General features: G+C 64.5%; 30 protein-coding genes and 1 tRNA gene. 19 read left to right on the forward strand and 12 right to left on the reverse strand.

Features of this window, described 5'->3' with window-relative positions:
* The first annotated feature begins 51 nt into the window (after positions 1–51).
* A complete protein-coding gene (locus LZ016_RS06070; protein WP_436286360.1) occupies positions 52–540 on the forward strand; it encodes a DUF6456 domain-containing protein in 489 nt (162 codons plus the stop codon).
* 3 nt (positions 541–543) lie between these two features.
* On the opposite strand, the gene LZ016_RS06075 is transcribed toward LZ016_RS06070, so the two are convergent.
* Positions 544–714 carry a hypothetical protein gene (locus LZ016_RS06075; protein ID WP_241446494.1) on the reverse strand — a complete coding sequence of 57 codons (171 nt, stop codon included), beginning with the start codon at positions 712–714 and terminating at the stop codon, positions 544–546.
* An 85-nt stretch (positions 715–799) separates the two neighbouring features.
* Here LZ016_RS06075 and LZ016_RS06080 point away from each other — a divergent pair, with 85 nt between their 5' ends.
* The 3 genes from LZ016_RS06080 (at position 800) to LZ016_RS06090 (ending at position 2,888) form a co-directional block, all read left to right on the forward strand.
* Entirely contained in the window at positions 800–1,450 is a 651-nt protein-coding gene (locus tag LZ016_RS06080; RefSeq protein WP_241446495.1) for a glutathione S-transferase family protein, read from the forward strand.
* A gap of 139 nt (positions 1,451–1,589) precedes the next feature.
* Complete coding sequence (locus LZ016_RS06085; protein ID WP_241446496.1) at positions 1,590–1,940, forward strand: UrcA family protein; 351 nt, start codon at positions 1,590–1,592, stop codon at positions 1,938–1,940.
* A 150-nt stretch (positions 1,941–2,090) separates the two neighbouring features.
* On the forward strand, positions 2,091–2,888 hold the full coding sequence (locus LZ016_RS06090; protein ID WP_241446498.1) for an AfsR/SARP family transcriptional regulator: 798 nt from the start codon (positions 2,091–2,093) through the stop codon (positions 2,886–2,888).
* Positions 2,889–2,941: 53 nt separating this feature from the next.
* On the opposite strand, the gene LZ016_RS06095 is transcribed toward LZ016_RS06090, so the two are convergent.
* The 4 genes from LZ016_RS06095 to rpsF form a co-directional block, all read right to left on the reverse strand.
* The gene (locus LZ016_RS06095; RefSeq protein ID WP_241446500.1) at positions 2,942–3,463 is read right to left on the reverse strand and encodes a hypothetical protein; all 522 of its coding nucleotides are present in this window, start codon (positions 3,461–3,463) and stop codon (positions 2,942–2,944) included.
* Between the two features lie 198 nt (positions 3,464–3,661).
* Positions 3,662–4,282: a 50S ribosomal protein L9 gene (gene rplI, locus LZ016_RS06100; RefSeq protein ID WP_241446502.1), complete on the reverse strand. Its 621-nt coding sequence runs from the start codon at positions 4,280–4,282 to the stop codon at positions 3,662–3,664.
* A 12-nt stretch (positions 4,283–4,294) separates the two neighbouring features.
* Positions 4,295–4,519, reverse strand: a complete 225-nt coding sequence (gene rpsR / locus LZ016_RS06105) for a 30S ribosomal protein S18 (protein WP_241446504.1) — start codon at positions 4,517–4,519, stop codon at positions 4,295–4,297.
* Between the two features lie 3 nt (positions 4,520–4,522).
* A complete protein-coding gene (rpsF, locus tag LZ016_RS06110; protein ID WP_241446505.1) occupies positions 4,523–4,957 on the reverse strand; it encodes a 30S ribosomal protein S6 in 435 nt (144 codons plus the stop codon).
* A 151-nt stretch (positions 4,958–5,108) separates the two neighbouring features.
* Here rpsF and LZ016_RS06115 point away from each other — a divergent pair, with 151 nt between their 5' ends.
* Positions 5,109–6,281 (forward strand): aromatic ring-hydroxylating oxygenase subunit alpha, encoded by a 1,173-nt coding sequence (locus LZ016_RS06115; protein ID WP_241446506.1) that lies wholly within the window; start codon positions 5,109–5,111, stop codon positions 6,279–6,281.
* On the opposite strand, the gene LZ016_RS06120 is transcribed toward LZ016_RS06115, so the two are convergent.
* Both LZ016_RS06120 and LZ016_RS06125 read right to left on the reverse strand, forming a co-directional pair.
* Positions 6,211–7,539: an APC family permease gene (locus tag LZ016_RS06120; RefSeq protein WP_241446507.1), complete on the reverse strand. Its 1,329-nt coding sequence runs from the start codon at positions 7,537–7,539 to the stop codon at positions 6,211–6,213. The genes LZ016_RS06115 and LZ016_RS06120 overlap by 71 nt on opposite strands.
* A gap of 55 nt (positions 7,540–7,594) precedes the next feature.
* Complete coding sequence (locus tag LZ016_RS06125) at positions 7,595–8,914, reverse strand: amino acid permease (RefSeq protein WP_241446508.1); 1,320 nt, start codon at positions 8,912–8,914, stop codon at positions 7,595–7,597.
* 69 nt (positions 8,915–8,983) lie between these two features.
* Here LZ016_RS06125 and fabD point away from each other — a divergent pair, with 69 nt between their 5' ends.
* Together fabD and fabG are read left to right on the forward strand one after the other, a co-directional pair.
* Positions 8,984–9,922, forward strand: coding sequence for an ACP S-malonyltransferase (gene fabD, locus LZ016_RS06130; protein ID WP_241446509.1), 939 nt, complete (start codon positions 8,984–8,986; stop codon positions 9,920–9,922).
* Positions 9,922–10,662: a 3-oxoacyl-[acyl-carrier-protein] reductase gene (gene fabG / locus LZ016_RS06135; protein ID WP_241447465.1), complete on the forward strand. Its 741-nt coding sequence runs from the start codon at positions 9,922–9,924 to the stop codon at positions 10,660–10,662. The genes fabD and fabG overlap by 1 nt, the downstream gene beginning before the upstream one ends.
* Here the strand turns inward: fabG and LZ016_RS06140 are convergent.
* Positions 10,616–11,824 carry a glycosyltransferase family 87 protein gene (locus tag LZ016_RS06140; protein WP_241446510.1) on the reverse strand — a complete coding sequence of 403 codons (1,209 nt, stop codon included), beginning with the start codon at positions 11,822–11,824 and terminating at the stop codon, positions 10,616–10,618. The two genes, fabG and LZ016_RS06140, sit on opposite strands and share 47 nt — an antisense overlap.
* 158 nt (positions 11,825–11,982) lie before the next feature.
* Between LZ016_RS06140 and dnaK the strand changes: the two genes are divergently transcribed.
* Both dnaK and dnaJ read left to right on the forward strand, forming a co-directional pair.
* Positions 11,983–13,911, forward strand: a complete 1,929-nt coding sequence (gene dnaK, locus LZ016_RS06145) for a molecular chaperone DnaK (RefSeq protein ID WP_241446512.1) — start codon at positions 11,983–11,985, stop codon at positions 13,909–13,911.
* 59 nt (positions 13,912–13,970) lie between these two features.
* Positions 13,971–15,089 (forward strand): molecular chaperone DnaJ, encoded by a 1,119-nt coding sequence (gene dnaJ / locus LZ016_RS06150; protein ID WP_241446513.1) that lies wholly within the window; start codon positions 13,971–13,973, stop codon positions 15,087–15,089.
* Here dnaJ and purB read toward each other — a convergent pair.
* Positions 15,086–16,408: an adenylosuccinate lyase gene (gene purB, locus LZ016_RS06155; protein WP_241446514.1), complete on the reverse strand. Its 1,323-nt coding sequence runs from the start codon at positions 16,406–16,408 to the stop codon at positions 15,086–15,088. The genes dnaJ and purB overlap by 4 nt on opposite strands.
* Before the next feature lie 124 nt (positions 16,409–16,532).
* On the opposite strand from purB, the gene LZ016_RS06160 reads away from it, so the two are divergent.
* Positions 16,533–16,784, forward strand: a complete 252-nt coding sequence (locus LZ016_RS06160; protein ID WP_241446515.1) for a hypothetical protein — start codon at positions 16,533–16,535, stop codon at positions 16,782–16,784.
* Positions 16,785–16,791: 7 nt separating this feature from the next.
* On the opposite strand, the gene radC is transcribed toward LZ016_RS06160, so the two are convergent.
* Positions 16,792–17,472, reverse strand: coding sequence for a RadC family protein (gene radC / locus LZ016_RS06165; protein ID WP_241446516.1), 681 nt, complete (start codon positions 17,470–17,472; stop codon positions 16,792–16,794).
* Positions 17,473–17,566: 94 nt separating this feature from the next.
* Between radC and LZ016_RS06170 the strand changes: the two genes are divergently transcribed.
* Genes LZ016_RS06170 through LZ016_RS06180 form a run of 3 tightly spaced genes read left to right on the forward strand, consistent with a single transcriptional unit; the run spans position 17,567 to position 21,395 of the window.
* Positions 17,567–20,800: an intermembrane phospholipid transport protein YdbH family protein gene (locus LZ016_RS06170; protein WP_241446517.1), complete on the forward strand. Its 3,234-nt coding sequence runs from the start codon at positions 17,567–17,569 to the stop codon at positions 20,798–20,800.
* 2 nt (positions 20,801–20,802) lie between these two features.
* Positions 20,803–21,030: a YnbE family lipoprotein gene (locus LZ016_RS06175; RefSeq protein ID WP_241446518.1), complete on the forward strand. Its 228-nt coding sequence runs from the start codon at positions 20,803–20,805 to the stop codon at positions 21,028–21,030.
* On the forward strand, positions 21,027–21,395 hold the full coding sequence (locus LZ016_RS06180; protein ID WP_241446520.1) for a YdbL family probable chaperone protein: 369 nt from the start codon (positions 21,027–21,029) through the stop codon (positions 21,393–21,395). The genes LZ016_RS06175 and LZ016_RS06180 overlap by 4 nt, the downstream gene beginning before the upstream one ends.
* On the opposite strand, the gene LZ016_RS06185 is transcribed toward LZ016_RS06180, so the two are convergent.
* Positions 21,383–22,114 carry a PdaC/SigV domain-containing protein gene (locus LZ016_RS06185; protein WP_241446523.1) on the reverse strand — a complete coding sequence of 244 codons (732 nt, stop codon included), beginning with the start codon at positions 22,112–22,114 and terminating at the stop codon, positions 21,383–21,385. The two genes, LZ016_RS06180 and LZ016_RS06185, sit on opposite strands and share 13 nt — an antisense overlap.
* Positions 22,115–22,259: 145 nt before the next feature.
* On the opposite strand from LZ016_RS06185, the gene LZ016_RS06190 reads away from it, so the two are divergent.
* The 6 genes from LZ016_RS06190 (at position 22,260) to LZ016_RS06215 (ending at position 24,855) form a co-directional block, all read left to right on the forward strand.
* Positions 22,260–22,595, forward strand: a complete 336-nt coding sequence (locus tag LZ016_RS06190) for an AtpZ/AtpI family protein (RefSeq protein WP_241446525.1) — start codon at positions 22,260–22,262, stop codon at positions 22,593–22,595.
* A gap of 42 nt (positions 22,596–22,637) precedes the next feature.
* Positions 22,638–23,387 (forward strand): F0F1 ATP synthase subunit A, encoded by a 750-nt coding sequence (locus LZ016_RS06195; protein WP_241447466.1) that lies wholly within the window; start codon positions 22,638–22,640, stop codon positions 23,385–23,387.
* A gap of 23 nt (positions 23,388–23,410) precedes the next feature.
* Positions 23,411–23,638: a F0F1 ATP synthase subunit C gene (locus LZ016_RS06200; RefSeq protein WP_187480483.1), complete on the forward strand. Its 228-nt coding sequence runs from the start codon at positions 23,411–23,413 to the stop codon at positions 23,636–23,638.
* A gap of 48 nt (positions 23,639–23,686) precedes the next feature.
* Entirely contained in the window at positions 23,687–24,178 is a 492-nt protein-coding gene (locus tag LZ016_RS06205) for a F0F1 ATP synthase subunit B family protein (protein ID WP_241446527.1), read from the forward strand.
* The gene (locus tag LZ016_RS06210; RefSeq protein WP_241446528.1) at positions 24,171–24,728 is read left to right on the forward strand and encodes a F0F1 ATP synthase subunit B family protein; all 558 of its coding nucleotides are present in this window, start codon (positions 24,171–24,173) and stop codon (positions 24,726–24,728) included. The genes LZ016_RS06205 and LZ016_RS06210 overlap by 8 nt, the downstream gene beginning before the upstream one ends.
* A 51-nt stretch (positions 24,729–24,779) precedes the next feature.
* Positions 24,780–24,855, forward strand: a tRNA-Val gene (locus LZ016_RS06215).
* Between the two features lie 141 nt (positions 24,856–24,996).
* Here LZ016_RS06215 and LZ016_RS06220 read toward each other — a convergent pair.
* On the reverse strand, positions 24,997–25,689 hold the full coding sequence (locus tag LZ016_RS06220) for a hypothetical protein (RefSeq protein ID WP_241446529.1): 693 nt from the start codon (positions 25,687–25,689) through the stop codon (positions 24,997–24,999).
* Positions 25,690–25,882: the final 193 nt, after the last annotated feature.

Raw genomic sequence — 25,882 nt, forward strand, 5'->3', positions numbered from 1 at the left:
CCGCTGTGGCAAGCCCCGCCCGACTCGGACGGGAGGACTAATTTGGCTCAGCTGCGGGACGGACGATTATTGGAAGAACGCGCGCTCGACTGCGACGAAGCCCCGAAGAGCAAGCGTGGGCGCCGCCCCTCGCGGTCGGTTACGGTCAACTTGGCGGAGTCGCCCCTGGGTTGGCTCTTCGCGCGGGGTCTCGTGACGCTTCGGCAATTCGATGCGGGCGAGCGGCTGCGGTCGGACTGGGAGCGAGCCCAGCTCGCCCCGCGCATTACCATGGCCTGGGACGCCGCTCCGATCAGCAGCCAGCGCGGAGGCGCGTCGAGGGGGATCGACGTCTCGGGCACCCAGATCGATGCGAAGCGGCGGTTCGACGAGGCAATAGCCCATGCGGGCTCCGGTCTTGCCGATATCCTCTGGCGAGTGGTCTGCTCGGGTGAAGGGATGCGTGAGGCGGAGACGGCGCTGGGATGGCCAGCGCGAGCGGGCAAGCTGGTGCTCACGCTCGCGCTGGACCGGGTCGCGGATTATTACCGCATTCGCTGAAGACTAGCGGTGGCCGCTGTGGCCCTTCTGGCCGCGCTTGCGGGCCGAAGATCCCATTTCAGTAGTACGCCCGTGCATCGCGCTCTTCTTCACATCGCGATCCTCGTTGCGGTCCCGGATGGTCGGGTCGTGCATGTTATTTCGGGCTTCGTCGCGCCCGCTGTTGCTGCGCATCATCTGTCTCCCATGCTAATGGAGAAAGAACGGGTGAGCCGGCGGACCTTTCCGCGGCTCACCGCTCACCGGGAGGCAACTCGTCATGATTATCTTCGGCTCGACGCTATCGCCCTATGTTCGCAAGACGGCCGCCTTCGCGTCGGAAAAAGGCCTGGAGTTCGAGATCAAGCCGACGGGCCTCGGCAGCCCCGATCCGGACTTCTGCGCGGCAAGCCCCTTCCGCAAGATGCCGGCGTTTCAGGACGGCGACTATCGACTCTGCGATTCGACCGCGATCTGCCACTACCTCGAGGCGAAGTATCCCGATCGCCCTCTCATTCCCGCGGAGCCGGAGGCGCGTGGTCGGACGATCTGGTACGACGAATTTGCCGACACCATCCTCGTCGCCTGCGGTGCGAAGGTCTTCTTCAACCGAATCGTCGCGCCGCGCTTCCTCGGCCAGCCGGGAGATGAAAGCGCCGCGGAGACGGCGCTGAGGGACGAACTGCCGCCGATCCTCGACTATCTGGAAAAGGTCGTTCCCGATCCCGGCGGTTACCTGGTTGGGGACGCGCTCACGCTTGCCGATCTTGCCGTGGCGAGCCCGTTTGCAAACTTCTTCCACCTCAACGTCGAGCTCGATTCGGAGCGGCATCCGCGCACGCGGGCCTATACGGAAAGCATCCTTGCCCGGCCGAGCTTCCGGCCATTCATCGAGAAGGAAGCGGCCCTGCTGGAGCGCACTGCGGCCTAACTTGGTTTAACGAGATTAAAACCGATTTAACGCGTTTTTAACGGCAAACTGACGCGGATGTGACGCCCACTACGTACTTCCCGCTGACGGTCCGGGGGACGCCCGGATCAACTTTGAGCGAAGAGACGGGAGTGGGAAAATGAGAAAATCGGTCCTCCTTTTGGGGTCGCTGTTGTTTGCCTCCAGCAACGCTTTTGCTCAGCCTCCCGTCGTCGTAACGGGCGGAACTGCGCCGTTTCAGGTCGTCAGCTATGCGGACCTGAACATTAGCTCCAAAGCCGGTCAGGACCGCCTGGTCCACCGGATCCGCTCAGCCGCCGAGGATATCTGCCTCGACAGCAGCAAGGAGCAGGTGAAGTTCGAGGCGGCACGGCGTCATTGCTATTCGACCGCACTCGACAGCGGGATGACGCAGATGAACCGCGCGATAGCCGAGAGAGCCAACGGCGCAACCTTGGCAACTGCAAGCCTGGTCATCAGCGGCAGGTGACGATCGCTCGCCGAGGGGAGGCGTGAAGCCACGCCTCCCCTCCGGCTCACTAAATATCTTTCGTTGACTGCCCGACTCGGTCGCTCCGTGTTACATGCCCCGTAAATCCAGTCGCTCGCGTGCCCTTTCCGGCTCGGCGGGAAGATAGAAATGGCAACTTTGGCAGACCTGGTCGAACTGAGACCGCGCGTGCGCTTCTGGCATCTCGAATGCCGTGGCAGCTTCGCGCTGAAGCGCGCCGACGGGCTGGATGTCGGGCCTCGGGGACGCAAGGCTCGGGCGATCATCGCCTATCTGGCGGCCCACCTCGACGAACATGTCAGCCGCGATCGACTGATCGAGCTCCTCTGGCCGGACCGGCCGGAGTCGCAAGCACGCGGCAGCCTGCGCCAGTCGTTTCTCGAGATCCGCCGGGCGGCGCCCCTGTTGATCGCGACCGACCAGCAGCACGCCTGGCTATCCAGCAGGACTGTGCAGATCCACGATCCGGAGCATCTTTCGGGAGACGAAGTGCTGTTCGGCGACCTCGACGGAATCACGCCCGAATTCGACGAGTGGCTGCGGCGTGAAAGAACGAAGCAGGGCAGCCGGGAATGGAGCGACCTTTCCCGGAAGGCCGAAGCGAAGTTGAAGCACGGAGACGAGTCCGGCGCGTTGCAATTGATCGACCGCATGGAGCAGATCGATCCCTACAATGAGGACTGGCTAAGGCTGGCCATGCGGGCGGAGTTCCAGGCCGGTCATCCGGCGGGAATCCAGACGCGATTCCGTCAGATGCGGAATGTCCTCAAGCGCGACCTGGACGTGAACGTCTCAACGCAGACCTGCGCGCTGCACGATGAGCTATTGTCGAAGCTGTCACCGGGCGGAGACCCGCAGCCGCCGTTCGGAATGGATGCGCGGGGCACGTCAATCGTCGCGGCCAGGAAGCTATTCGGTAGCATTTAAAGAAGGCGCCGCACCCAGGGCACGGGCGCGACGCCTTCACGATCGGTCGAGCGTCAGATGCTGCCGTTCGATCCGTCGATGTCGCTGTCGCCGCTATCCGAATCCTGCGCGCTCTCGTTGGACGCGCCACGGCCCTGCTCCGCGAAGCCGGATTGCGGATTGCCCTGCTGCTGCAGGCATTCGCTCGAATCCTTGCTCTGGCGTCCGACGAAACCGCTTGAGCCCTCGCCGGTTTCACCGCCGCCAAGGTCCGAAGCACCGCCGCCGAGGCCTTCCTGCTCGTCCTGGTTCAGCGTCTGCGTATCGCTGTCCTGGCTCTGGCCCGTGGCGGACTGTCCGCCGCTCTGGCCATATTCCTGCTGGCCCTGGTTGCTGAGGCCCGGCTCCTGCGAGCCGAAGTCGCCCTGCTGATCGAGCGGCTGCTGGCCGCCCTGCCCGGTCGCCTGCTGCTGCCCGGACTGGCCGAACTGCTGCTGGTTCGATTGACCCGTCTGATTGTCGTTCTGCTGGCCGAGAGGCTGCTGCTGTCCGCTGCCTTCGTTCTGATCGCGGGTCTGTTCGCGTTCACTCTCCATGGGTCGTTACTCCTACACGTCGCCCCGCTTGCTCTCTCTGCCAGAACAAGGATGAAGCCACTGCCGTTCCGTGCCGTGGGCCGCGATTGCGACGAACGGACGCGCCGAAGATCGTTTCCGCGACGAAGCGAAGTTCGGGCAAAAGAAAGGACCGCCGGATCGCTCCGACGGTCCCAATTCTTCAGCAGTCGAAAGAGCTTACTGTTCTTCTTCGGCCGTCTCGGTCTCCGCGGCCGGCTCGCCCGCATCGGCGGGAGCGGCAGCAGCCTCCTCGGCCGGAGCCTCCGGAGCGAGGTCCTCAGCCGCCGGAGCAGCCTCTTCCTCGAACATCTGGGCGAGGACGTCGACGCCCTGCGCCTGCAGGTCCGCCTCTTCCGGCGAACGCGCGACGTTGACCTTCACCGTGATGGCGACTTCCGGGTGCAGCGCGACCTTCACGTCGTGAACGCCGATGTTCTTGATCGGACGATCGAGAACGATCTGGCTCTTGGTGACCTTCGCGCCGTCGGCCTCGAGAGCCTCGACGATGTCGCGGGCCGAAACCGAACCGTAGAGCTGGCCGGTGTTCGAAGCCTGACGGATCAGCTGAACCGTCTTGCCGTCGACGCCCTTGGCGGCCTTCTCGGCATCCGAGCGGCGCTCGGCGTTGTCGGCCTCGATCTTCGCGCGGTTGGCTTCGAAGACCTTGCGGTTGGCTTCGTTGGCGCGGAGCGCCTTCTTGTTCGGCAGCAAATAGTTGCGCGCGAAACCGTTCTTGACGTTCACGACATCGCCGATGCCGCCAAGCTTCTCGACGCGCTCGAGCAGGATGACTTCCATGTCGTCCTCTCCTTACTTCACGACGTAGGGAAGCAGGCCGATGTGGCGGGCGCGCTTGATCGCCTTCGCCAGCTCGCGCTGCTTCTTGGTGGAAACCGCGGTGATGCGGCTGGGGACGATCTTACCACGCTCGGACATGAAGCCCTGGAGCAGGCGGACATCCTTGTAGTCGATCTTGGGGGCGTCCTTGCCGGAGAACGGGCAGCTCTTGCGGCGGCGGAAGAATGCACGTGCCATCGCTTAGGCCTCCAGTTCTTCGTTGCGGGGAGCGCGGTCGCCACGGTCGCCACGGTCGCCACGGTCGCGGCCGAAACCGCCACGGTCGCCATCGCCGCGCGGACCGCGGTCGCGCTCGCCACGGCGCATCATCGCGGACGGGCCGCTCTCATGCTCGTCCACGCGAATGGTGAGGAAGCGGATCACGTCCTCGTTGATGTTGGTCTGGCGCTCGAGCTCAGCGATCGCCGGGGCCGGAGCGTCGATGTCGAGGGCGACGTAGTGCGCCTTGCGGTTCTTGGCGATGCGGTAAGCCAGGTTGCGAAGACCCCAGGTCTCCGTCTTGACTACCTTCCCGCCGTTGTCCTCGAGAATCTTGGTAGCGTTTTCCGCCAGCGCATCGACCTGGGCCTGGGCCAAGTCCTGACGCGCGAGGAAAACATGCTCGTAGAGCGGCATGTTTCTTCGTCTCTCTTTTGGCCGATCGCTGACGCCGCCCAATGCGGACGCCCCTCCGGCTGTCTTCCAAAAACAACTGGGGCACAGGCCAAGCCTGCACCCCATCGCGGCGCCCATTGCCGCAAATGCCCCGAAATGGCAAGTGCAGACCATGGCGACGCAGCTGAAATCGATCGAGCCCACGAAGGACCCGCTGGAGGACATGAGCCTCCCCGGATGGCTTTATTATGACCAGGAGTTCTTCGAGGCCGAAAAGCGCGCCTTCCTCCGTGCCTCGCCGCAGGTCGTCTGCCACGAAAGCGAGATCCCTAATCCCGGCGATTGGCGCACGCTCGAGTATCTTGGCGAGAGCATCATCGTCATGCGCGGCGACGACCGTGAGATCCGCGCCTTTTCGAACGTCTGCCGCCACCGCGGCTCGCGGCTGGTCGATGGCGAGGCCGGCTGCTCGAAGGTCCTGACCTGCCCCTACCATGCGTGGAGCTACTCCCGGGACGGACGGCTGGTCGGCGTGCCCCATCGCCAGGAATATCCCGGACTCCAGACGGAGAAGCTCAGCCTGTTCCCGGTGTCGCTGGAGAATTGGCGCGGCTTCCTGTTCGTCACGCTCGAACCCGGAGTGCCGTCGGTCGCCGAGGTCATGGCGCCGTACGAAAATGAGATTGAGCCGTACCGGTTCGAGGAGCTTCGGGCGCTTCAGCAGGTCCGCCTCCGGCCCCGCGCGCTCAACTGGAAGACGATCTCGGACAATTATTCCGACCACCTGCACATTCCGGTCGGCCACCCCGGTCTCACCCGCCTGTTCGGCCGCAGCTACCGCATTGAGGCGCAGGAGTGGGTCGACAAGATGGAAGGCGACCTTGTCGAGAAGGTCTCGGCCAATCCGTCCGAGCGCGTCTACCAGCACCATCTGCCGAGGGTGGATCACCTGCCGGAGAGCCACCAGCGCAAGTGGCTCTATTACAAGCTCTTCCCGAACGTCGCGTTCGACATCTACCCGGACCAGGTCGACTTCATGCAGTTCCTGCCGATTAGCGCGACGGAGTCCGTGATCCGCGAGATCAGCTATGGCCTGCCGGACGGGCGCCGCGAGATGAAGGCGGTTCGCTACCTCAACTGGCGCATCAACCGCCGCGTGAACGCGGAAGACACGGAGCTGATCACCCGCGTCCAACTGGGCATGCAGTCGCCGACCTACGTCGCGGGACCACTGGGAACGAGCGAGGTCTGCCTGCGCAGCTTCGCCAAGAAGCTCAGGCGGATGATCCCGGAGTCGCGGCAGGAATCGCCGCCTCCAGCGGGATGGAGCCGGCACGCGAATTGAGGCGGTGCATGGCGAGGCGGATCATCAAGCCGGCTGCTAAGAGGACAAGGCCCCACAGATTGGCCTCAAGGCCAACCCCATAAGCAGCGAACAGGACGAACAGCAGCGCGACAGCGCACACGATCCGAGCGCCTGGCGTGGGACTCGCTCTCCACGCGGCCAGAGCTCCAACGCCGTAGAGGGGCAGAATGCCCGCCGCCGAGAGCAAGATGATGAACGTGAAAAGGCTTGCGGTCGCCTTGCTGCTGTTCGCGAGAAGCAGGAGGATCGTCAAAACGGCGACGAGAATCTGAGCGTTGACGGGCGTCCCGGCGCCCCTGGTTTTCGCCAGCGATGCCGGAAGGTCGCCTCGCAACGCTAAGGAATAGGTCAGCTCGCCGGTCCCGAGGATCAATCCGTTGAGGCAGCCGAACGCGCTGATTGCGATCGCGAGCGCGGCAAGAGAAGCGGCGACAATTCCCCATCGCGATACCAGGACATCGGCATAGGGTGCCGGCGAGCTGACGATCGTGCCCGCTGGAAGCAGCAGCAAGATAGCCGTACCCGCAAGCATGTAGAGGAGGACGACGAAGATCGTCCCTCGAAAGATGGCGCGCGGAAGGGTGCGCTCGGCGTCCCGGACCTTTCCGACCGGTGCAGTGGCATTTTCGAACCCGGTAAGCGTGTAGAACGTGAGTGCTGTTGCGGCAGCGAGGTTTGCGAATGTGATCGGCATTGGCGCGAGGGGTTCGAACCTGGTCGCGCCGGCCCCGCGCTCTGCGAACAGCCAGATGACCGCCAGAAGCGGCAGGACCTTGATCGCGACAGTGAGGATCGACAGTCCGCCAGCCGCGCGCACGCCCATCGCATTTACGACCGTGAGGATCACGACGCAGAGAATCGCGAGAGGAACGACGGACTGGGTGGAGTTGAAGGGGGCTCCGATGAAGGAAAGAGCGGCCGAGGCGCCAATGGCGACGGAAGCCGCCGCGACCCAGTTCGAAAACCAGAAAGACCAGGCGACGAGGAACGCGACCGTCGGCCCGAACTCACGTTCGATATTCGCCTGGATCCCGTCTCCGCCGAGCCTGGACATCTGCGCAAGCGCGAACGCGATGCAGAGAATGCCCACGCCGCTGATCGGCCACGCAATCAGCGCATTCTGTCCCAGCGGCGCGAGGCTCACTGGAAGCATGAAGATGCCGGCCCCGATGATGCCTCCGACCACCAGGGCCGAGGTCATCCAAATCCCCATCTTGCCGTCGTCGCGTTCTGTCATCGTCCCGCCCCCGCCAGTTTCGAACGACGCTGACGCTACAAACGCTTACCCTTACTCAGGCGCGGGCCTGGACCCGCCTCATCAGGAAGTAGACCGGAATGCCGGTCGCCAGAAGCGCCGCGCCCCAGGCTGTCGCTTCGCCACCGGCTCCGTAGAAAGTCCAAATCGCGTAGGCGGCGCCGATGAGAGCACAGCCGGTCACGAGCGCTCCCTTCGCCTGCCCCCGTTTGATCAGCGCAAGCATCGTCACCGCTCCGGCGAGGTAGAGCACAAGCGTCGCGACGGTCGCGAGCAGGACGATGAACGAATAAATCTCGATCATCCCGCCGCTGAGATTGGTGGCGATCAGTGCGACGCTGAGCGTGCAGCCGAGTAGCTGCGCATAGACCGGCATCCCGTTCTTGTTCACGCGGGTGAAGAATTTCGGAAACACGCCGCGCTCGGCGAGGACCAGCTGCACCTCGGCCTGAAGCAGCACCCAGCCGTTGAGCGCGCCGAGAGCGCTGATCGCTGCGAAGGCGGCAACGAGCTTGCCGGCGCCCGAGCCCATCACACTACTCATCAGGTCCGCCAGCGGCGCCGACGACTTCGCCGCGACGTCCGATGGGAGCAGGAGAAGCACTGCCAGGGTGACCAGCACGTAGAGAACACCGACGAGCAAGGTGCCGATGAGGGTCGCCCTCGCGATCGTCCGCGCCGGATCGATCACGCGGCCCGCGGGGACCGTTCCGGACTCGAAGCCCTGCATGGGCCAAAGCGCCAAGGCGGCCGCACCGGCGATGGCGCTGAGCCCGATGGGCGTCGGCGCGACGTTCGTTGCCGCCACTGCAGCACCCTCGCCGCTACCGAACACGAAAAGGGCGAGCAGGATGACGGCCGCAAGCGGGATGATCTTCAGGAAGGTCGTGGCAATCTGCACGGTCCCGGAGGCCCGAACTCCCTGAAGAGCAACGCCCGTCATCAGGATCACGATGACGATCGCCGATAAGGGCCCGACTTCGGGCTGGCCGAAGAATTGGGGAGCGAATGGCGTCAGATAGCTCACGAGACCTATGCCGATCCCCGCGTTGGTTACCCACTGCGAGATCCAGTAGCTCCACATGACGAAGAAACCGGCCATCGGGCCGAAGGCGCTGGTGATGTAATCGAATGGTCCGCCGGCTTCGGGCATCAGCTTGGCGAGACCCGCGAAGACATAGGCCAGGCTCAGGGCGCCGACGACGGTGATCCCCCAGCCGTACAGGGCATTCCAGCCGTAGGGCGCCAGCGCCGCCGGGATCAGGAAAATGCCGGTTCCGATGGTGTTGCCGATGACAAGGGCGAGACAGGTCCAGAAGCCGATTTGGCGTGGAGGCGCCTGTATCTCTTGAGTCATCGGGGCACAGGTGTTGCAGCTTCACGATGCCTGTGCAATCGGCGCGGCCTTCAAGACAGGACGGGACAAATGCGCGCATTCCTTTTTCCGGGACAAGGCAGCCAGGCGGTCGGCATGGGCGCCGCTTTGGCGGAGGCGAGCCGCGCCGCTCGCGACGTGTTCGGTGAGGTAGATGAGGCGCTCGGCCAGAACCTCTCGCGCCTGATGCGCGAAGGTCCAGACGAGGAGCTGAAGCTGACCGAAAATGCGCAGCCTGCGATCATGGCGAACTCGCTCGCGGTCTTCGTGGCGTTGACGAAGGAAGGCGGCGTCGATCTGCGCAAGGCAGCGAACTTCGTCGCGGGCCACAGCCTCGGCGAATATTCCGCTCTGTGCGCCGCCGGATCGTTCGACCTCGCGACCACGGCAAAGCTGCTGAAGCTGCGCGGTCAGGCGATGCAGAAAGCCGTGCCCGTCGGTCAAGGCGCAATGGCGGCGCTCCTAGGCGCGGATCTAGCGCTCGCGCAGAAGATTGCTGACGCCGCAGCCCAAGGCGAAGTCTGCACTGTCGCCAACGACAATGATCCGAGCCAGGTCGTCATTTCCGGGCACAAGGCCGCCATCGACAGGGCGATAGAGATCGCGAAGGAGATGGGCGCGAAGCGGGCCATCGCTTTGCCCGTTTCCGCGCCTTTCCACTGTCCGCTGATGAAGCCTGCCGCCGAGGCAATGCAGGATGCGCTCAGCTATGTCGTCGTCGACGATCCCGCCGTGCCCGTTTTCGCCAACGTCACCGCCCAGCCAGAAAGCGATCCGGACACGATCCGCAACCTGCTCGTCGAGCAGGTGACCGGGATGGTCCGCTGGCGCGAGAGCATCGGCAACATGTTCGACGCCGGCGTCGAGGAATTCGTCGAGCTCGGCGGCAAGGTGCTCGGCCCCATGGTCAAGCGCATCGCGCCCGATGCCAAGGTTACCAGTGTCGTCTCCATCGAAGATGTCGAGACGCTCGCAAAGGAGATCGCATGATGTTCGATTTGACCGGCATGACCGCGCTCGTGACGGGCGCTTCCGGCGGCCTTGGCAGCTCCATCGCGAAATCGCTCGCGTCGCAAGGTGCCCGGCTCGCCGTCTCCGGCAGCAACGTCGACAAGCTCGAGGCCTTCCGCGCTGGACTGGGCGGCGATCACGTGGCCGTTCCCTGCAATTTGTCGGACGGCGACGACGTCGACCAGCTCGTGCCGCAGGCGGTCGAGGCTCTCGGCGGAAGGCTCGACATCCTCGTCAACAATGCCGGCGTCACGCGCGACAATCTGTTGATGCGCATGAAGGACCAGGAGTTCGAGGACGTCATCCGCGTCAATCTCGAGGCTGCGTTCCGCCTCATGCGCGCGGCCGCCAAGCCGATGATGAAGGCGCGTTTCGGCCGGATCATCTCCGTCACGTCCGTCGTCGGCGTAACGGGCAATCCGGGCCAGGCGAACTACGTCGCCTCCAAGGCCGGACTCATCGGCATGAGCAAGGCCGTCGCCCAGGAGCTCGCCAGCCGCGGGATCACCGTCAACGCGGTCGCGCCCGGCTTCATGACGTCAGCGATGACGGACGCTCTCAATGACCAGCAGCGCGAGAGCATCCTGTCGCGCATTCCGCTGGGTGCCATGGGCACCGGCGAGGATATCGGCGCGGCGGTCGTCTATCTGGCCAGCCGCGAGGCCGGCTACGTCACTGGGCAGACGCTGCACGTAAATGGCGGAATGGCGATGCCGTAAGTCGCCTCAGGGCGATTGCAGCAACGATCAATCCGGTCATCATCCCCAGGGGCACAAGCGCAAATTCCGCGAGGGAGCGGGCGAACAGCGGCGCGATCCATACGAGACCCATCAAGGTGCGGTCCCAGTGCTGGAAGCCGTGCTCGCGGCCGTCGAGCCAGAGCCAGGCGAGCGCTGGAAGCAAGACAACCAAGTCGTAATCGAGCACGTAGGGCGTCGAAATCACGACGGCAGCGCAGACTATGGCGTTTCGGAGTGCCTTCCGCTGCGGCGCAAACGATACCCAGCCAACGACTGCCATGGCGGCTACCGTGAAGACGAGCTGCACCGCGTAAGCGGTGGATATGTCGCCGCCCCACAACCTGACCGCGGCAAAGGGGCTCATGATCTTGTGGAAGCCCGTAGCGCCCTGCTCGATCACGACGCTGCGCGTCAGCGGCAGGCTGTCGAAGAAGGCCTGCCAGACGGGCCACCCCCACGCGGCCAGGGTGATTGCGATGAGGATTCCGGCCGACAGCGCTGCTCCGGCGATCGCTCTCCAATGCCGGCCGGCGAGAAGCAGAACCGGAAGCACCAAAGCCAACTGCGGCTTGTAGATGAGGCAGCCGAACAGGATTCCCGCCAGCAACGGCCGCCGCTCCAGCAGCATGAGGCCGCCGGCGAGCAGGAATGCGGTCAGGAAGCCGTTATGACCGTGCGTCAGGCAAATCAGCACCACCGGCGCCGCCAGGGTGAGCAGGAGTGCGTCCCAGCCCGGAATCAGCCTCTGCATCAGCCATGCAAAGGGAAGCAGCGTCGCGAGCTGCCACAGGATGAGCGCGTGCACGTACGGAAGCGTCGCCAGCCCGGCCGCGACAAGCAGGAGGGGCGGCGGATAGTGCCAGCCGAACAGGTCGACGGTGGGGCTCCCGTGCAGGGCCTGCTGCACCTGGAAATGGGCCTGCCAACTCCATACTTCGGAAGCGCGGCCGTGAAGCGCCATCCAACCCGCTGTCCAGACGTTGGAAAAGTCCGTTCCCAGCGGCCGGCCCATCCAGTCCACGGTGCCGGTGGATGAGAGGAACAGCCAGGAGATGGTCAGCATGGTCGCAAGCCCGGCAAGGCCCGCGATCCGCCGTACGCGGGCGCTGGTAAGCCAGCTGCCGCTTGCCAATCTTTCCAAACTTTCCCCCAGCCACGGTTACGCGAAGAAAATCGGGCGCACTCAAGTCTTGCAATAGCAATCCTTGTCGTCGCCTTAAGGGCACCTATATCGCCTGCGAAATCAACCTTCGGCCGCCTCACTGGGCCGAAGAGGGGCATTGAAGAGAGGGATTATATATGGCCAAGGTCATTGGCATCGACTTGGGCACGACCAACAGCTGCGTTGCCGTAATGGAAGGCGGCAAGCCCAAGGTCATCGAAAACAGCGAAGGCGCCCGCACGACCCCGTCGGTCGTCGCTTTCACGAAGGACGGAGAGCGTCTGGTCGGCCAGCCGGCCAAGCGCCAGGCCGTCACCAATCCAGACAATACCGTTTTCGCCGTGAAGCGCCTCATCGGACGCCGATTCGACGACCCGATCACGAAGAAGGACACCGAACTGGTGCCCTACAAGATCGTCAAGGGCGCGAATGGCGACGCGTGGGTTCACGCCGGCGGCAAGGACTACAGCCCCTCGCAAATCTCCGCCTTCATCCTGCAGAAGATGAAGGAAACCGCGGAGGCTTATCTCGGCGAGACGGTCACTCAGGCGGTCATCACCGTTCCTGCATACTTCAACGACGCGCAGCGTCAGGCGACGAAGGACGCCGGCCAGATCGCGGGTCTTGAAGTCCTGCGCATCATCAACGAGCCGACCGCGGCCGCGCTCGCCTATGGCCTTGAGAAGGACGACGGCAAGACGATCGCGGTCTACGACCTTGGCGGTGGCACTTTCGACATTTCCGTCCTCGAAATCGGCGACGGCGTGTTCGAGGTGAAGTCGACCAACGGCGACACCTTCCTCGGCGGTGAGGACTTCGACGCCCGCATCGTCAATTTCCTCGCGGACAAGTTCAAGCAGAAGGAAAACATCGACCTTCGCACGGACCGTCTTGCGCTTCAGCGCCTGAAGGAAGCTGCCGAGAAGGCGAAGATTGAGCTCTCCTCGGCCCAGTCGACCGAGATCAACCAGCCGTTCATCACCGCGCGCATGGAAGGCGGCGCGACCACGCCGCTCCACCTCGTGGAGACGATCACCCGCGCCGACCTTGAGAAGCTGGTCGACGACCTGATCGAGCGCACCATCGAGCCGTGCAAGAAGGCTCTGAAGGACGCCGGTCTCGAGACGAAGGACATCGCCGACGTCGTTCTCGTGGGCGGCATGACGCGCATGCCGCGCGTCCGCGAGAAGGTGAAGGAGTTCTTCGGGCGTGAGCCGCACACCGGCGTGAACCCGGACGAAGTCGTCGCCATGGGCGCCGCCATCCAGGCCGGCGTTCTGCAGGGCGACGTCAAGGACGTGCTGTTGCTCGACGTCACGCCGCTGTCGCTGGGCATCGAGACGCTGGGTGGCGTGTTCACCCGGATGATCGACCGCAACACGACTATCCCGACGAAGAAGAGCCAGGTCTTCTCAACCGCCGAGGACAATCAGAACGCGGTGACCATTCGCGTCTTCCAGGGCGAGCGCGAGATGGCTGCGGACAACAAGATCCTCGGCCAGTTCGACCTCGTCGGAATCCCCCCTGCCCCACGCGGCGTGCCGCAAATCGAGGTCACTTTCGACATCGACGCCAATGGCATCGTTCACGTGACGGCGAAGGACAAGGGTACCGGCAAGGAACAGCAGATCCGCATCCAGGCGTCGGGCGGCCTGTCCGACAACGACATCGAGAAGATGGTCAAGGAAGCGGAGCAGTTCGCCGAGGACGACAAGAAGCGTCGTGCTTCGGCCGAGGCCAAGAACCAGGCCGAAAGCCTCATCCACACGACCGAGCGCCAGCTCCAGGAGCATGGCGACAAGGTCGACGCGTCGGTGAAGTCGGAGATCGAGACTGCGCTTGCCGAAGCCAAGACTGCCGTCGAGAGCGGCGATGCCGACCAGATGACGCAGAAGACCAATGCGCTGGCCCAGGCGGCAATGAAGCTCGGCGAGGCCATGTACAAGGCGCAGCAGGAGCAAGGCCAGGGCGCCGAGGGCGCTGAGGCAGGCACCTCTTCGACGCAACCCGACGAAGAAGTCGTCGACGCGGAGTTCTCCGAGGTCGACGACGAGAACAAGGGCTAAGGATGATGCCGGCTGGTTTCGATCAGCCGGCACTCATCGTGCGTACCGGGGACGTGTAAATGGTGGAGCAGGATTATTACGATGTTCTCGGCGTGCAGCGCACGGCGGACCCTGAAGTTATCAAGGCCGCCTATCGCAAGCTCGCCAAGGAACATCATCCTGACCGGCACAATGGCTGCAGCGAGCGGGAAGCGCAGTTCAAGGCGATCAACGAGGCTTACGACTGCCTGAAGGACCCGCAGAAACGGGCTGCATACGACCGCTTTGGCAAGGCGGCGTTCCAGAATGGCGGAGGCGGCGATCCGTTCGGCGGCGCCGGCTTCGAGAGCTTCTCCGACATCTTTTCCTCTATCTTCGGCGAGTTCGCCGACCGGCAGAACGCCCGGGCCAATCCCGCGCGCGGAGCCGATCTGCGCTACGACCTTGAGCTGAGCCTTGAAGAAGCCTTCGCAGGCACCGAAGCCAATATCTCAATCGAAGCGCTCGCCGAATGCGACACTTGCGAAGGTCGCGGCTGCACCAACACCGCGGACTGCGCACGGACTTGCGGCACCTGCGGCGGCGCTGGGCGCGTTCGCGCGCAGCAAGGCTTCTTCGTGGTGGAACGGGGCTGCCCGACGTGCCGCGGCAGCGGCGAAGTCATCGCCGACCCGTGCCACTCCTGCGAGGGTGAAGGCCGCGCGCTCAAGCGTCGCACCTTGTCCGTGAAGATTCCTGCCGGCGTCGACGAAGGCACCCGCATCCGCGTTGCAGGCGAAGGCGAGTCCGGCGTCCGCAACGCACCCAGCGGCGACCTCTACATTTTCGTGCACATGAAGCGGCACGCCATCTACGCGCGCGAAGGCACGACCTTAGTCGCGGAGTGCCCGGTGACCTTCACGACCGCGGCGCTCGGCGGATCGATCAGCCTGCCGGGCATCGATGGCCAGCCGGTCGAAATAAAGATTCCGTCCGGCATCCAGTCAGGCGAGCAGCTTCGTCATCGCGGCGCCGGCATGAGCGTGCTCAACGGCCGCGGGCGCGGCGACCTGGTTGCACGCGTTCTCGTCGAGACCCCGACGAGGCTCAGCAAGGAGCAGAAGAAGCTTCTTGAGGAGTTCCGGGCGACCGAGACCGGCGACGAATGCCCGGCCGCCAAGAGCTTCTTTGGCCGGATCCGCGACGCGATCGGCGGTTAGGCCTCGCCGAATACCCGGTCGAAAATCGTGTCCACCTCTTTCAGGTGGTAATCGAGGTTGAAGAGTCCATCGAGCTGCTCGGTGCTGAGCTTGCCGGTGACTTCCGGATCCTTCTTCAGAAGGTCGAGCAGCGACAGCTGACCATCCGACTCCCAGACCTTCATCGCGTTGCGCTGAACGAGCGCATAGGAATCCTCGCGGCTTAGCCCCGCCTGCGTCAGCGCCAGAAGCACCCGCTGCGAGTGGATGAGCCCGCCCATGCGATCCAGATTCTTCTGCATCCGTTCAGGGTAGACGAGCAGCTTCTGAACGACGCTCGTCAGGCGGCAGAGCGCGAAATCGAGCGTTATCGTTGCGTCCGGACCGATGAAGCGTTCGACCGACGAGTGTGAAATGTCTCGCTCGTGCCAGAGCGCGACGTTCTCCATCGCCGGGATCGCCGCACTGCGGATGACGCGCGCCAGGCCGGTCAGGTTCTCGGTCAGGACCGGATTGCGCTTGTGCGGCATTGCCGAACTGCCCTTCTGCCCGGGGGAGAAATACTCCTCCGCCTCGAGAACTTCGGTGCGCTGCAGATGACGGATTTCCGTGGCGAGCCGCTCGATCGACGATGCGATCACGCCCAAGGTCGCGAAGAACATCGCATGGCGGTCGCGCGGAATGACCTGCGTGGAAATCGGCTCGATGCTGAGGCCGAGTTCCTCAGCGACGTGGGCCTCTACCTCGGGCCGCACGTTGGCGAACGTCCCCACCGCGCCGGAAATCGCGCAAGTGGCGATCTCGTCTCGTGCGGCAATCAGCCGGGTGCGGTTGCGATCGAATTCGGCATAAGCCTGCGCCAGCTTCAGACCGAAACTGGTCGGCTCCGCATGGATACCATGGCTGCGTCCGATCGTCGGCGTGTTCTTGTGCTCGAACGCCCGCCGCTTCAGCGCCGCAAGGAGTTCGTCGAGATCGGCGATCAGGAGCTCGGCGGCCTGCTTCAGCTGGACGGCCAGAGCCGTGTCCAGCACGTCCGAACTCGTCATACCCTGGTGCAGCCAGCGCCGCTCCGGCCCCAGCTTCTCCCCGGCCCAGGTCAGGAAGGCGATCACGTCGTGCTTGGTGACGGCCTCGATCTGGTCGATCGCGGCAACGTCGATCTCACAAAGGACGTCGTCGTCGTACGCCTTGCGGATGGTCGCGGCGTCCTCGGCCGGGATCATGCCGATCTTGCCCATCGCCTCGGCGGCGAAGACTTCGATCGCCCACCAGATGCGGTAGCGGTTTTCGGGCGACCAGATGGCCGTCATCTCGGGGCGGGAATAGCGGGGGACCATGGGCGGGGCGGCTAGCAGAGCCGCCGCGATGCATCAAATTCCATCGGCTCGCCCGACGGGTCGCGCCAAGTCAAAGCAACGGGTATGATGGGCGGGCCAGCGTTGCCATCCAAGGAGAAACGACATGGCATTCAAGCAATCGCTTATCGCCCTCGGCATGATCGCGCTTGCCTCGCCGCTGTATGCCGCGAGTCAGGATCCAACGGCCACCGGCGCTCCCCCGGGAACGCCGTCGACCAAATATTGCATGCATATTGAAGCCATTACCGGAAGCCGCATCGAGCACGTCAAATGCTGGACACGCGAAGAGTGGGCCGAGCAAGGCGTCGATGTGGATCACGACTGGCCGAAGGAAGGCGTTCGCACCATCGGCTGAAGGCCCGCTACATTAGCCCCATTGCGCGGAGGCTCGAGCGTCCCTGCGCACCGACGATCACATGGTCGTGGACTGCCACCTTCATGTGCCGCCCCGCTTCGACAAGCTCCCGCGTCAGCTGAACGTCGGCCTGGCTCGGCGTCGGATCGCCACTCGGGTGATTGTGGACGATGATGATCGCCGTCGCCCCGTGGGCGATTGCGCGTTTCATCACCTCGCGGACGTGCATGGAGGCGGAATCGACCGAGCCTCGCCACATCGCCTCGTTCGCCAGCAGCATGTTCTTGGCGTTCAGGAACAGCACGCGGACTTCTTCGACCGCGATGTGCGCCATCTGCGCCGTCAGATAATCGCCCAGAGCGTCCCAGCTCGAAAGCACTGGCCGTCCCTCCAGCCGCGTCTCCAGCAGCCTCAGCGCGGTCGCTTCGGCGATCTTGAGCGCTGCGACGACGCCTTCGCTCAAGCCTTCGCGCTGCAAGGTCTCGGCATCGGCAGCGAGGAGCGGACCGATGCCGCCAAATTGCGCAATGAGCTTCTTCGCCTGCGCTTTCGTGTCGCGGCGCGGGATGGCCAGCGCGAGAAGATATTCGACCAGTTCATGGTCGAGCAAAGCCTTTGGCCCGCCTTCGAAAAGGCGGCGCCGCAAGCGGGCGCGATGCCCTGACGCGTCACTCGCAAAGTCCCCCATCCGCCGTGACTGCTAGGCGACAAGCCCTTCCCTATGCAACGGCGTTCGTGCTGAGAACGGAACGGCTCCGTATCGGGGGGGTTAGTTAAGCCCGATGGCTGACAGGTGGAGTGTGGAAGAGGGGGATTCCGAACGAAGGGTGGTCATACGCGCCCGCGGATGGCGACGCGTGGTCGTCATCGGCCTCGTGGCGCTTCTGCTGTTCTTCGTCGTCGCCATCATCGGCCTGTGGATCGCGCGCCGCCCGATCGCCAGCGAAGTCCTCCACGATCAGTTCGAGCAGCGCGGCGTCCGTGCGACCTATGAGCTGACCAAGGTCGGATTGCGCACTCAGGAAGTGCGCAACCTCGTCATCGGCAATCCCAAGAATCCCGACCTCGTCGCGCGTTACGCGCTCATCCAGTTGCGATGGGGTCTTACCGGGAACGTCAGCGTCTACCGCATCGTCGCACGCGGAGTCCGCCTGAAGGGCAAACTCATCAACAACCGCGTCGTGTGGGGCGACGTCAGCAAGATGATGCCGCCGCCCTCGAACAAGCCTTTCGCGCTTCCGAACATCGTCCTCGACGTCGCGGACAGCAGCATCGGCCTTGAGACGCCCTTCGGAGACCTGGGCTTCGCGGTCGCGGGCAACGGCAATCTCTCGGGCGGCTTCAAGGGCAATGTCGCGGCGGTCAGCCAGAAAATCGTTCTCGGCAAGTGCCAGGTCACCGCGCTTCGGACCTATGCCGCAGTTCGCGTCGTTGCCCGCCGTCCACAGGTCGAAGGCCCGCTGGTCGCGCGAGGGTTCACATGCCCCGCCAGCAACCTGCTGATGGACCAGCCCCGCTTCGATCTCGACGCCAGCTTCAGCGAGAGCTTGACGAACTTCGACGGCAGCGCGCGCATCACAACACAGCGCATGATCGCCGGGGCCAACGGCCTTGCCGCGCTCACCGGCAACGTGCGCTTCACTGGCACGCCAAAGACCGCGTTCGGAAGCATCGACGCGGCTGCGCAGAAGTCTCGCCTCGGCCCCATCTACGCCGAACGTACGCACATCCAGGGCCGCTATCTGCTCGGCGCATCGGCCGGAACGCTCGCCTTCCTCGGCAAATACGATGCCAACAACGCGAACCTCGCACCCTCCATGCTCGCATCGGTCACGGGCCCGCTGGCCGCTGCGGGCTCCACGCCGCTCGGCCCCATCGCTGCCGCCATGGGCAAGGCGGTCGGCGGCTTCGCGAGCAACTTCGACGCGAGCGGCGGCATCCGCATGGTCAACTTCCCAGGCGGAGGTGCGGCACGGATCGAATCCGCCGACGTGTACGCCGCGACCGGGGCACGGGTGCGCGTCTCTGGAGGCGACGGTGTCACCTATTACTGGCCGGTGTCGAGACTGCGCATAGACGGGCTCATCGAGACGGCGGGCGGCGGCCTTCCGACCGGGAAGATTCTTCTCCGCCAGCCACGCAGCGGCGCACCGATGAGCGGTGAAGCGCGCTTCCAGCCGTATCAGGTCGGCGCGTCGCGCCTCGCGCTCGATCCGATGCGCTTCCAGGCGAGAGCGAACGGAGCGACCGAGTTCACCACCGCTGCCACGCTGGACGGTCCCTTCCCTGACGGCCGCGTCAAGGCCTTCCGCTTGCCACTAAACGGCCGGCTCGGCCCGAATGGGGCGTTTTCCGTCGGAAACGCCTGCCTCGTCGCGAGCTGGCGGTACTTCCGGATGAACGAAATCCAGTTCGGGCCGACCCGCCTGCCGGTCTGCCCGATCGGACCGGCGGTCGTGACCAAGCCCGCGAACGGCGCCCTGCGGATTGCCGGCGTCACCAACAATCCACGCCTCCAGGGGCATATCGGCAAGTCGCCGCTCAGCCTCGCAGCCAGCAGCGGCCGGATCGTCGACAAGCAATTCTCGTTCGTCGACCTGGCTGCCAAGCTTGGCAAGCCGGAAGCCCCGGTCGTGCTCGACGCCAAGCGCCTCCAAGGCACTTTCGCCGCGAATGGCATCAGCGGCACCTTCAACGGCGGCCGTTCGACCATTGGCGACATCAAGCTCCTCGTCAGCGACGCCGACGGTCGCTGGCGCTTCCAGAACAGCAATCTGGCTGTGAACGGCGCCCTGACCCTGTCCGACCTGACACCGGAATCGCGCTTCTATCCGCTGCGGAGCAACGACTTCCAACTGACGATGAAGGGCAACAATCTGGACGCGGGCGGCACGCTCGTGCATCCGGACAGCGGCACCAAGATCACCGACGTCACCATCCATCACCGGCTGGCGTCCGGCAATGGCAGTGCCATTCTCGACGTACCGGGAATCACGTTCGGCGAAGGTCTTCAGCCCGAAGAGCTGACGCGTGCCACTGAAGGCGTGATCGCTCTTGTCCAAGGCACCCTTACCGGGCGCGGCCAGATCAACTGGACGGGATCGGGCGCAGTCACTTCGACGGGCGATTTTTCGACCGCCGGAATGGACCTGGCAGCCCCGTTCGGTCCCGTAACGGGTCTGAAGGGCACGATCCACTTCACCGATCTGCTCGGCCTCGTGAGCGCACCGGGCCAGACCGCGACGATCGCCACCATCAACCCCGGCATCCTGGTCGAGAATGGCGTGATCCACTATCAGTTGCTGCCCGATCAGCTGGTGAAGGTGGAGCGGGGCGAATGGCCGTTCATGGGCGGCCGCCTCATCCTCCACGAGACGATCCTCAACTTCGGCAAGCCCACCGCCAAGCGACTGACGTTTGAGGTCCAGGGCCTCGACGCAAAAACCTTCGTGAACAGCTTCGGCTTCGCCGGGCTCGACGCGACGGGCAAGTTCGACGGCGTCCTGCCGATGATTTTCGACGAGAACGGCGGCCGGATCATCGGCGGACGGCTCGACAGCGAGGATCCGGGCGGAAGCCTCGCCTACAATGGTGAGATCAACAAAGCGAACCTCGGCATGATGGGCGGCATCGCGTTCGACGCCCTGCGCGACCTTCGCTTCCGCTCGATGGTCATCCGCCTCGACGGTGACCTCGCCGGTGAATTCACGACGCGCCTCACCATCGAAGGCGTCGCGCTCGGACAGACCACGACCCAGTCGATCATCCGCGGCTTCTTCAAGAAGATTCCGCTCAAGCTCAACGTGTCCATCCGCGGCCCATTCCGCGCCCTGATTTCGATGGCCAAGGGCTTCAAGGACCCGACCTCGATCATCGCGCCCGTCCTGCCGTTCCCGCTCGATGCCCCCGGCCTGACCACCGAGGTGCGGCGCATCGAGGAAGAGAAGACACAGACCCAGACCCCGCCCGACGAGCAGGTCGAAGTCCGGCCACCCCCCACCCCAACCGAGAGATGACGATGACGAGAACCCAGAGAAATGTCCGCGCGTCGCTGATTGCCGCGATCCTCGGCGTGCCCTTGTCCGGCTGCATCAGCGTGAAGCCGCCCGACAAGCCGATCGAGATCAACCTCAACGTCGACATCCGGCAGGAAGTCCTCGTGAAGCTGCAGCAGGACGCTCAGCAGCTCATCAACCAGAACCCGGATGCCTTCCCGCAGGCGCAGCAGCCCGGGAAGCGCCCGTGAACCTACGGCTCGCCTTGTTTGCGTTGGCGCTCGCAGCGCCGTCTGCCGCGCCGGCCCAGAGCGACGATCTGCAGGCCGCGCGGCGCGCAGGTCAGGTCGGCGAGCGGTTCGACGGCTATCTCGGATACGCAGTGACGCCGCCGGCGAACGTCCAGCGGCAGGTCCAGGCGATCAACATTCGGCGCCGCGCGCTCTATTCGGATCTCGCAAGCCGCCGCGGCGTGACGACGCAGGTGGCCGCGCTGGCGACCGGTTGCGAGCTGCTGGCGCGAATCTCGGTTGGGGAAGTCTACATGCTGCAAGACGGGACCTGGCATCGGCGACAGGCAGGCCAGCCTGCGCCACGCCCGGATTATTGCGGCTGAGCCTTGAAGGACGCACGATAGGCCGGCTTCAGCGCCATCATCAGCTTGCGCGTGACCGGCAGGTCGATCTCATAATCGCCCTCGACATAGGGGCCGGCGACGTAAGGCGACGCGATGAAGTCGATCGTGTCGAAACGTCCGTCGCCGTTCTTGTCCTTGGGCGCGATCGCCAGGTCGGAGTACTTGGGGCACTCACCGAACATCGCGCCGAGATCCTCGCCCTGCCGGCGCTTCTTCCTCTCGGCGTCCAGCGCACGGCAATAGGCCTGCCGCGTCACCGTCTCGAAGCCTGCTGGAGAGGTAAATAGCCTCGCCATATCGACCTTACGGTTGAGGGCGCGATCCCAGAGCAGCGCGACGTCCGTGCTGTTCGGATGTGCTCCTCCCGTGAACGTGCCGATCTGGCCCTGCAGGGAGAGAAGGCGGGTGCTCTGCCCCGCAGTCGTCCACGCCTCATTGTAAAAATGCGCGTGGAATTCACGTTTCATGTCCTTGGCGGACTTCGCATCTTCCGCGGCATTGGCAGCGGCGCGCTTGAACGCCTTCTCCATCTTGGCGCGGAAATCCTTGCTCAGCGCAGGGATTGTCGCCGCCTCGGACGACCATTCGAAGGTGAACTGGAGCGCCTTGCTGTTTCGCTCGACCTTGACGGCCTTGGCATCCGCCGCCGAAGCGCACAGCAGGACGAGGACCGCTGCCAATCCAGAAGCACGGATCATGAAGCAGCCGTAACGCGCGGCTGCGCGGTTGACTATCTAAACTCCCGTTCATAAAGGGGCGGCGCCTAGGCGGCCTCGGTCGCCGCCATGTTTCTCGCCCTTCGCACACCCCAATTCTGGCGGGGCGACGCATAGGGGAAAGATCGTGGCGACGGACGAGACCGGGCAGGACCCAAAGCTTCCACCAGACGCACGTCTCGATTCGCTCGAAAAGCGGCTCGACCGGCTGCAGGAGGAGGAAGCGAAGCGGACGCACGTCGTACGGCCTGACCCTAATTATAGGATCGGCCAGCAGGTGCTAGGGCACCTCGTCGGCGCGCCCGCGGGAGGGTTCTTGATCGGGCTTGGGCTGGACGCTGTGTTCGGCACCCGGCCCGTGTTCATGTTGCTGCTGCTGTTCTTCGGGTTCGGCGTCGGCATCAGGAACGTCATGCGAATTTCGAAGACGCCGCCGGGCGGAAATCCCGGAGCTGGATCGTAAGAAGGTAAGAGCGACGTGGCCGAAGCAGGCAAGATCGACCCGATGCACCAGTTCACGGTGGAACCCCTCGTTCCACTGCACATCGGCGGTTACGACATCAGCTTCACGAACAGTTCGCTGTGGCTCTTCATTGCGCTCGCGCTGATCATGATTTTCTTCGCGCTGGGTTCGAAGCGTGAGCTGGTGCCCGGCCGCTGGCAGATGGCCGCGGAGGGCGTGACCGGCTTCGTCGACAATATGGTGAAGGTGAACATCGGGCCCGAGGGCAAGAAGTTCATGCCTTACATCTTCTCGCTGTTCGTGTTCATCCTGACGGCGAACTTCCTGGGACTGTTCCCGCTGGCGATCATTCCCGGGCTGCACCAGTTCACGACGACCAGCCACTTCAGCATCACCGGCGTTCTCGCGGTGGTCAGCTTCGCGATCGTGCTGATCGTCGGCTTCTGGCGCCACAAGCTGCACTTCTTCTCGCTGTTCGTGCCGCACGGCACGCCGGCCGTCATGGTACCGCTCATCTTCCTGGTTGAGCTGCTGTCCTTCATGGTCCGCCCCTTCAGCCTCGGCCTCCGACTGTTCGTCGCGATGATCGCTGGTCACATCCTCATGGAAGTGTTCGGCAGCTTCATCGTCAGCGGCCTCAGCGGCGGCCCGCTCGGCTGGGGCGTGAGCGCTCTCAGCTTCGTGTTCATCATCTTCGTGACGCTGCTCGAGCTGCTCGTCTGCGCCATCCAGGCTTACGTTTTCGCGCTGTTGACGACCCTGTATCTCAACGACGCAATCAACCTTCACTAAAGTTCAGGGCAAAGGAGTTTCACATGGATTTCGCTTCCGCACAGGTCATCGGTGCTGGTCTGGCCGCGATCGGAGTCGGCGCCGCCGCCATCGGCGTGGGCAACGTCTTCGGCTCGTTCCTCGAGAGCGCGCTTCGCAACCCGGCAGCTGCCGACGGCCAGCAGGGCCGCCTGTTCATCGGCTTCGCCGCCGCTGAGCTTCTGGGCCTGATCGCGTTCGCGGTCGCCATGATCATCCTCTACGCGCGTTAAGTTCAACTCGCGGCCGGGCCTTCGGGCCCGGTTAGACCGGGACGGCAAATGCCTCAGATCGTTCAGCTTCCTCTGATCTTCGCCTCGCAGCTGTTCTGGCTCGTGGTGGTGTTCGGAATCATCTACTTCGTCATTGCGAAGGGCATGGTCCCGAAGATTCAAAGCGTGGTCGAAGACCGCGACCGGAAGATCGCCGACGACCTCGCAGCCGCTCAGAAGGCTCGCGAGCAGGCGGAGACGTCGGAAGGCGTTTACCGCGAGCGGATCGAGGCTGGCCGCAGCGAGGCCCTGAAGGTCGCTCAGGAGGCCAAGACGAAGGCCGCGCTCGACACCGAGAAGAAGCTCAAGGCCGTCGACGAGAAGGTCGGCACGCGTATCGCGGAGGCGCAGGCGCGCATCCGCGCAGCGGCCGACCAGGCGCGGCTTGAGCTCGAACCGGTGGCGGCCGAAGCGGCGAGCGAACTCGTCACCAAGCTGACGGGCCAGAAGGTTTCCGCTAAAGATGCCGAACCGGCTGTGAAGGCTGTGCTCCATGGCTAATGCCCACCCCACCACCGTCGCGACCGTCGAGCAGGGCAGCGGCCCCGCTCCCGAGCATGAAGCGGAAGGCGGCCTCATTAGCGCGCCCTTCTTCATCTCGCTGGCGATGGTCGTCATCATCGTCGCTCTCGTCTGGAAGAAGGTGCCTGCCGCGATCGGCAAGGCGCTCGACGACAAGATCGACGTCATCCGCAAGCAGCTCGCCGAGGCGGAATCGCTCCGCAAGGACGCCGAGGCGCTGAAGGCCGAGTACGAAGCCAAGGCGAAGGCCGCCGACACGGAAGCTGCCGCCATCGTCGACCAGGCCCGTCACGAGGCGGACTCGATCGTCGCCCAGGCGAAACAGAATGCCGAAGCCCTGGTCGAGCGCCGCCAGCGAATGGCCGAGGACAAGATCGCCGCCGAAGAGCGCGCGGCCGTGGACCAGCTTCGCGCTGCAGCCGCGAACGCCGCTCGCGAGGCAGCGGTCCGCATCATCCGCGAGCGTGTCGATGCAACGGCCGATGAAGCGCTCGTCGGCGACGCGATCCGGAGCATCGGCAGCCGCTAAGGCTCCCTGCCCTTGCCGCACCGCTCGCGGCATGGCACTCGGCTTCGCATCGGGCGGTTAGCTCAGCTGGTAGAGCATCTCGTTTACACCGAGAGGGTCGGCGGTTCGAGCCCGTCACCGCCCACCAGTCTTGAGATCCCAAGCAGAAGCGACCGATTGCAAAGCAATCGAGAGCTACTGCGCAGAGAGATCGAAGGCCGGACGGTCTGCGCGCACCTGCGCGAAAGGACCGAGGGCGCGATTCACTCCGCGCCGGCCCCCTCGTCAGTCAGACCACGATCGCCTGCCCGACCTCGGCGAAGTAACGCCGCATGGCGACGCTGGCGTCGCGAGACAGCTCCACGAAGACGCGCCTGCCGTCATGCGGGTCGGCACGGCGAGTGAATATCTCCTTGTCGGTCATCGTCGTCAGCCAGCGCAGAGCGGTGGTGGCAGGCACCGCCGCGGCGATGCACAGGCTCGAAACCGGCACGCGCAGCTGGGCAATTTCGGCCTGCAGCAGGTCGAGCAGCATGTCCCAGGCGGGATCCGCGAACAGATCCTCTTCGAAGAAGCGGCTGCGGAGGCGCCTTGCCCGGATCACCTGCCTAACCATGTCTGCCGAGACTTGGGGCACGTCGCCAACCGGTGCAGCTGGCATCGGACGTGGTGTCGTGTCCGGTCCTGTCGAAAGACGCGCCAGGGTCGACGCGATTCGGCTGACCTCATCGCTCAGCTGGCGAAGGCGTTCGGCGCTTTGGTCCGAAGCGACGTCCGACAGCTTGTCCGCCTGGAACGCGCCTGACGTGGCGAGCGAAAGCGCGGCAATGCGGTCGGCCTCGCTCCCGTCGATGACCAGCTCGACGGCGCGGCTCGAGATCTTCGAGAACAAGGGATCGACGAGAGCGCGAGGCGCCGCGACGACAGCCGGATAACGGCCGTCCGCCGCGTCCGTGTCGACCCGCTCGAGCAGGCGATCCATCGGCGCACCACCGTCCCCCTCCAGCTCGACCCAAATGGCGGAAGCCGATGCCTGTAGCGCCAGACGCTCACCGCCTGCTCAATCTGAACGGTAGCGCCGATCCGCAGGCCGGACGCCTCTACCGTCCGCGCCGCCCGCCGGCTTGCTGCGTCGCTGTCGCTGACGATCAGAACCGGTGCGGCGCTGAAATAGG

Source organism: Sphingomonas telluris, from assembly GCF_022568775.1.
Classification (GTDB): domain Bacteria; phylum Pseudomonadota; class Alphaproteobacteria; order Sphingomonadales; family Sphingomonadaceae; genus Sphingomicrobium; species Sphingomicrobium telluris.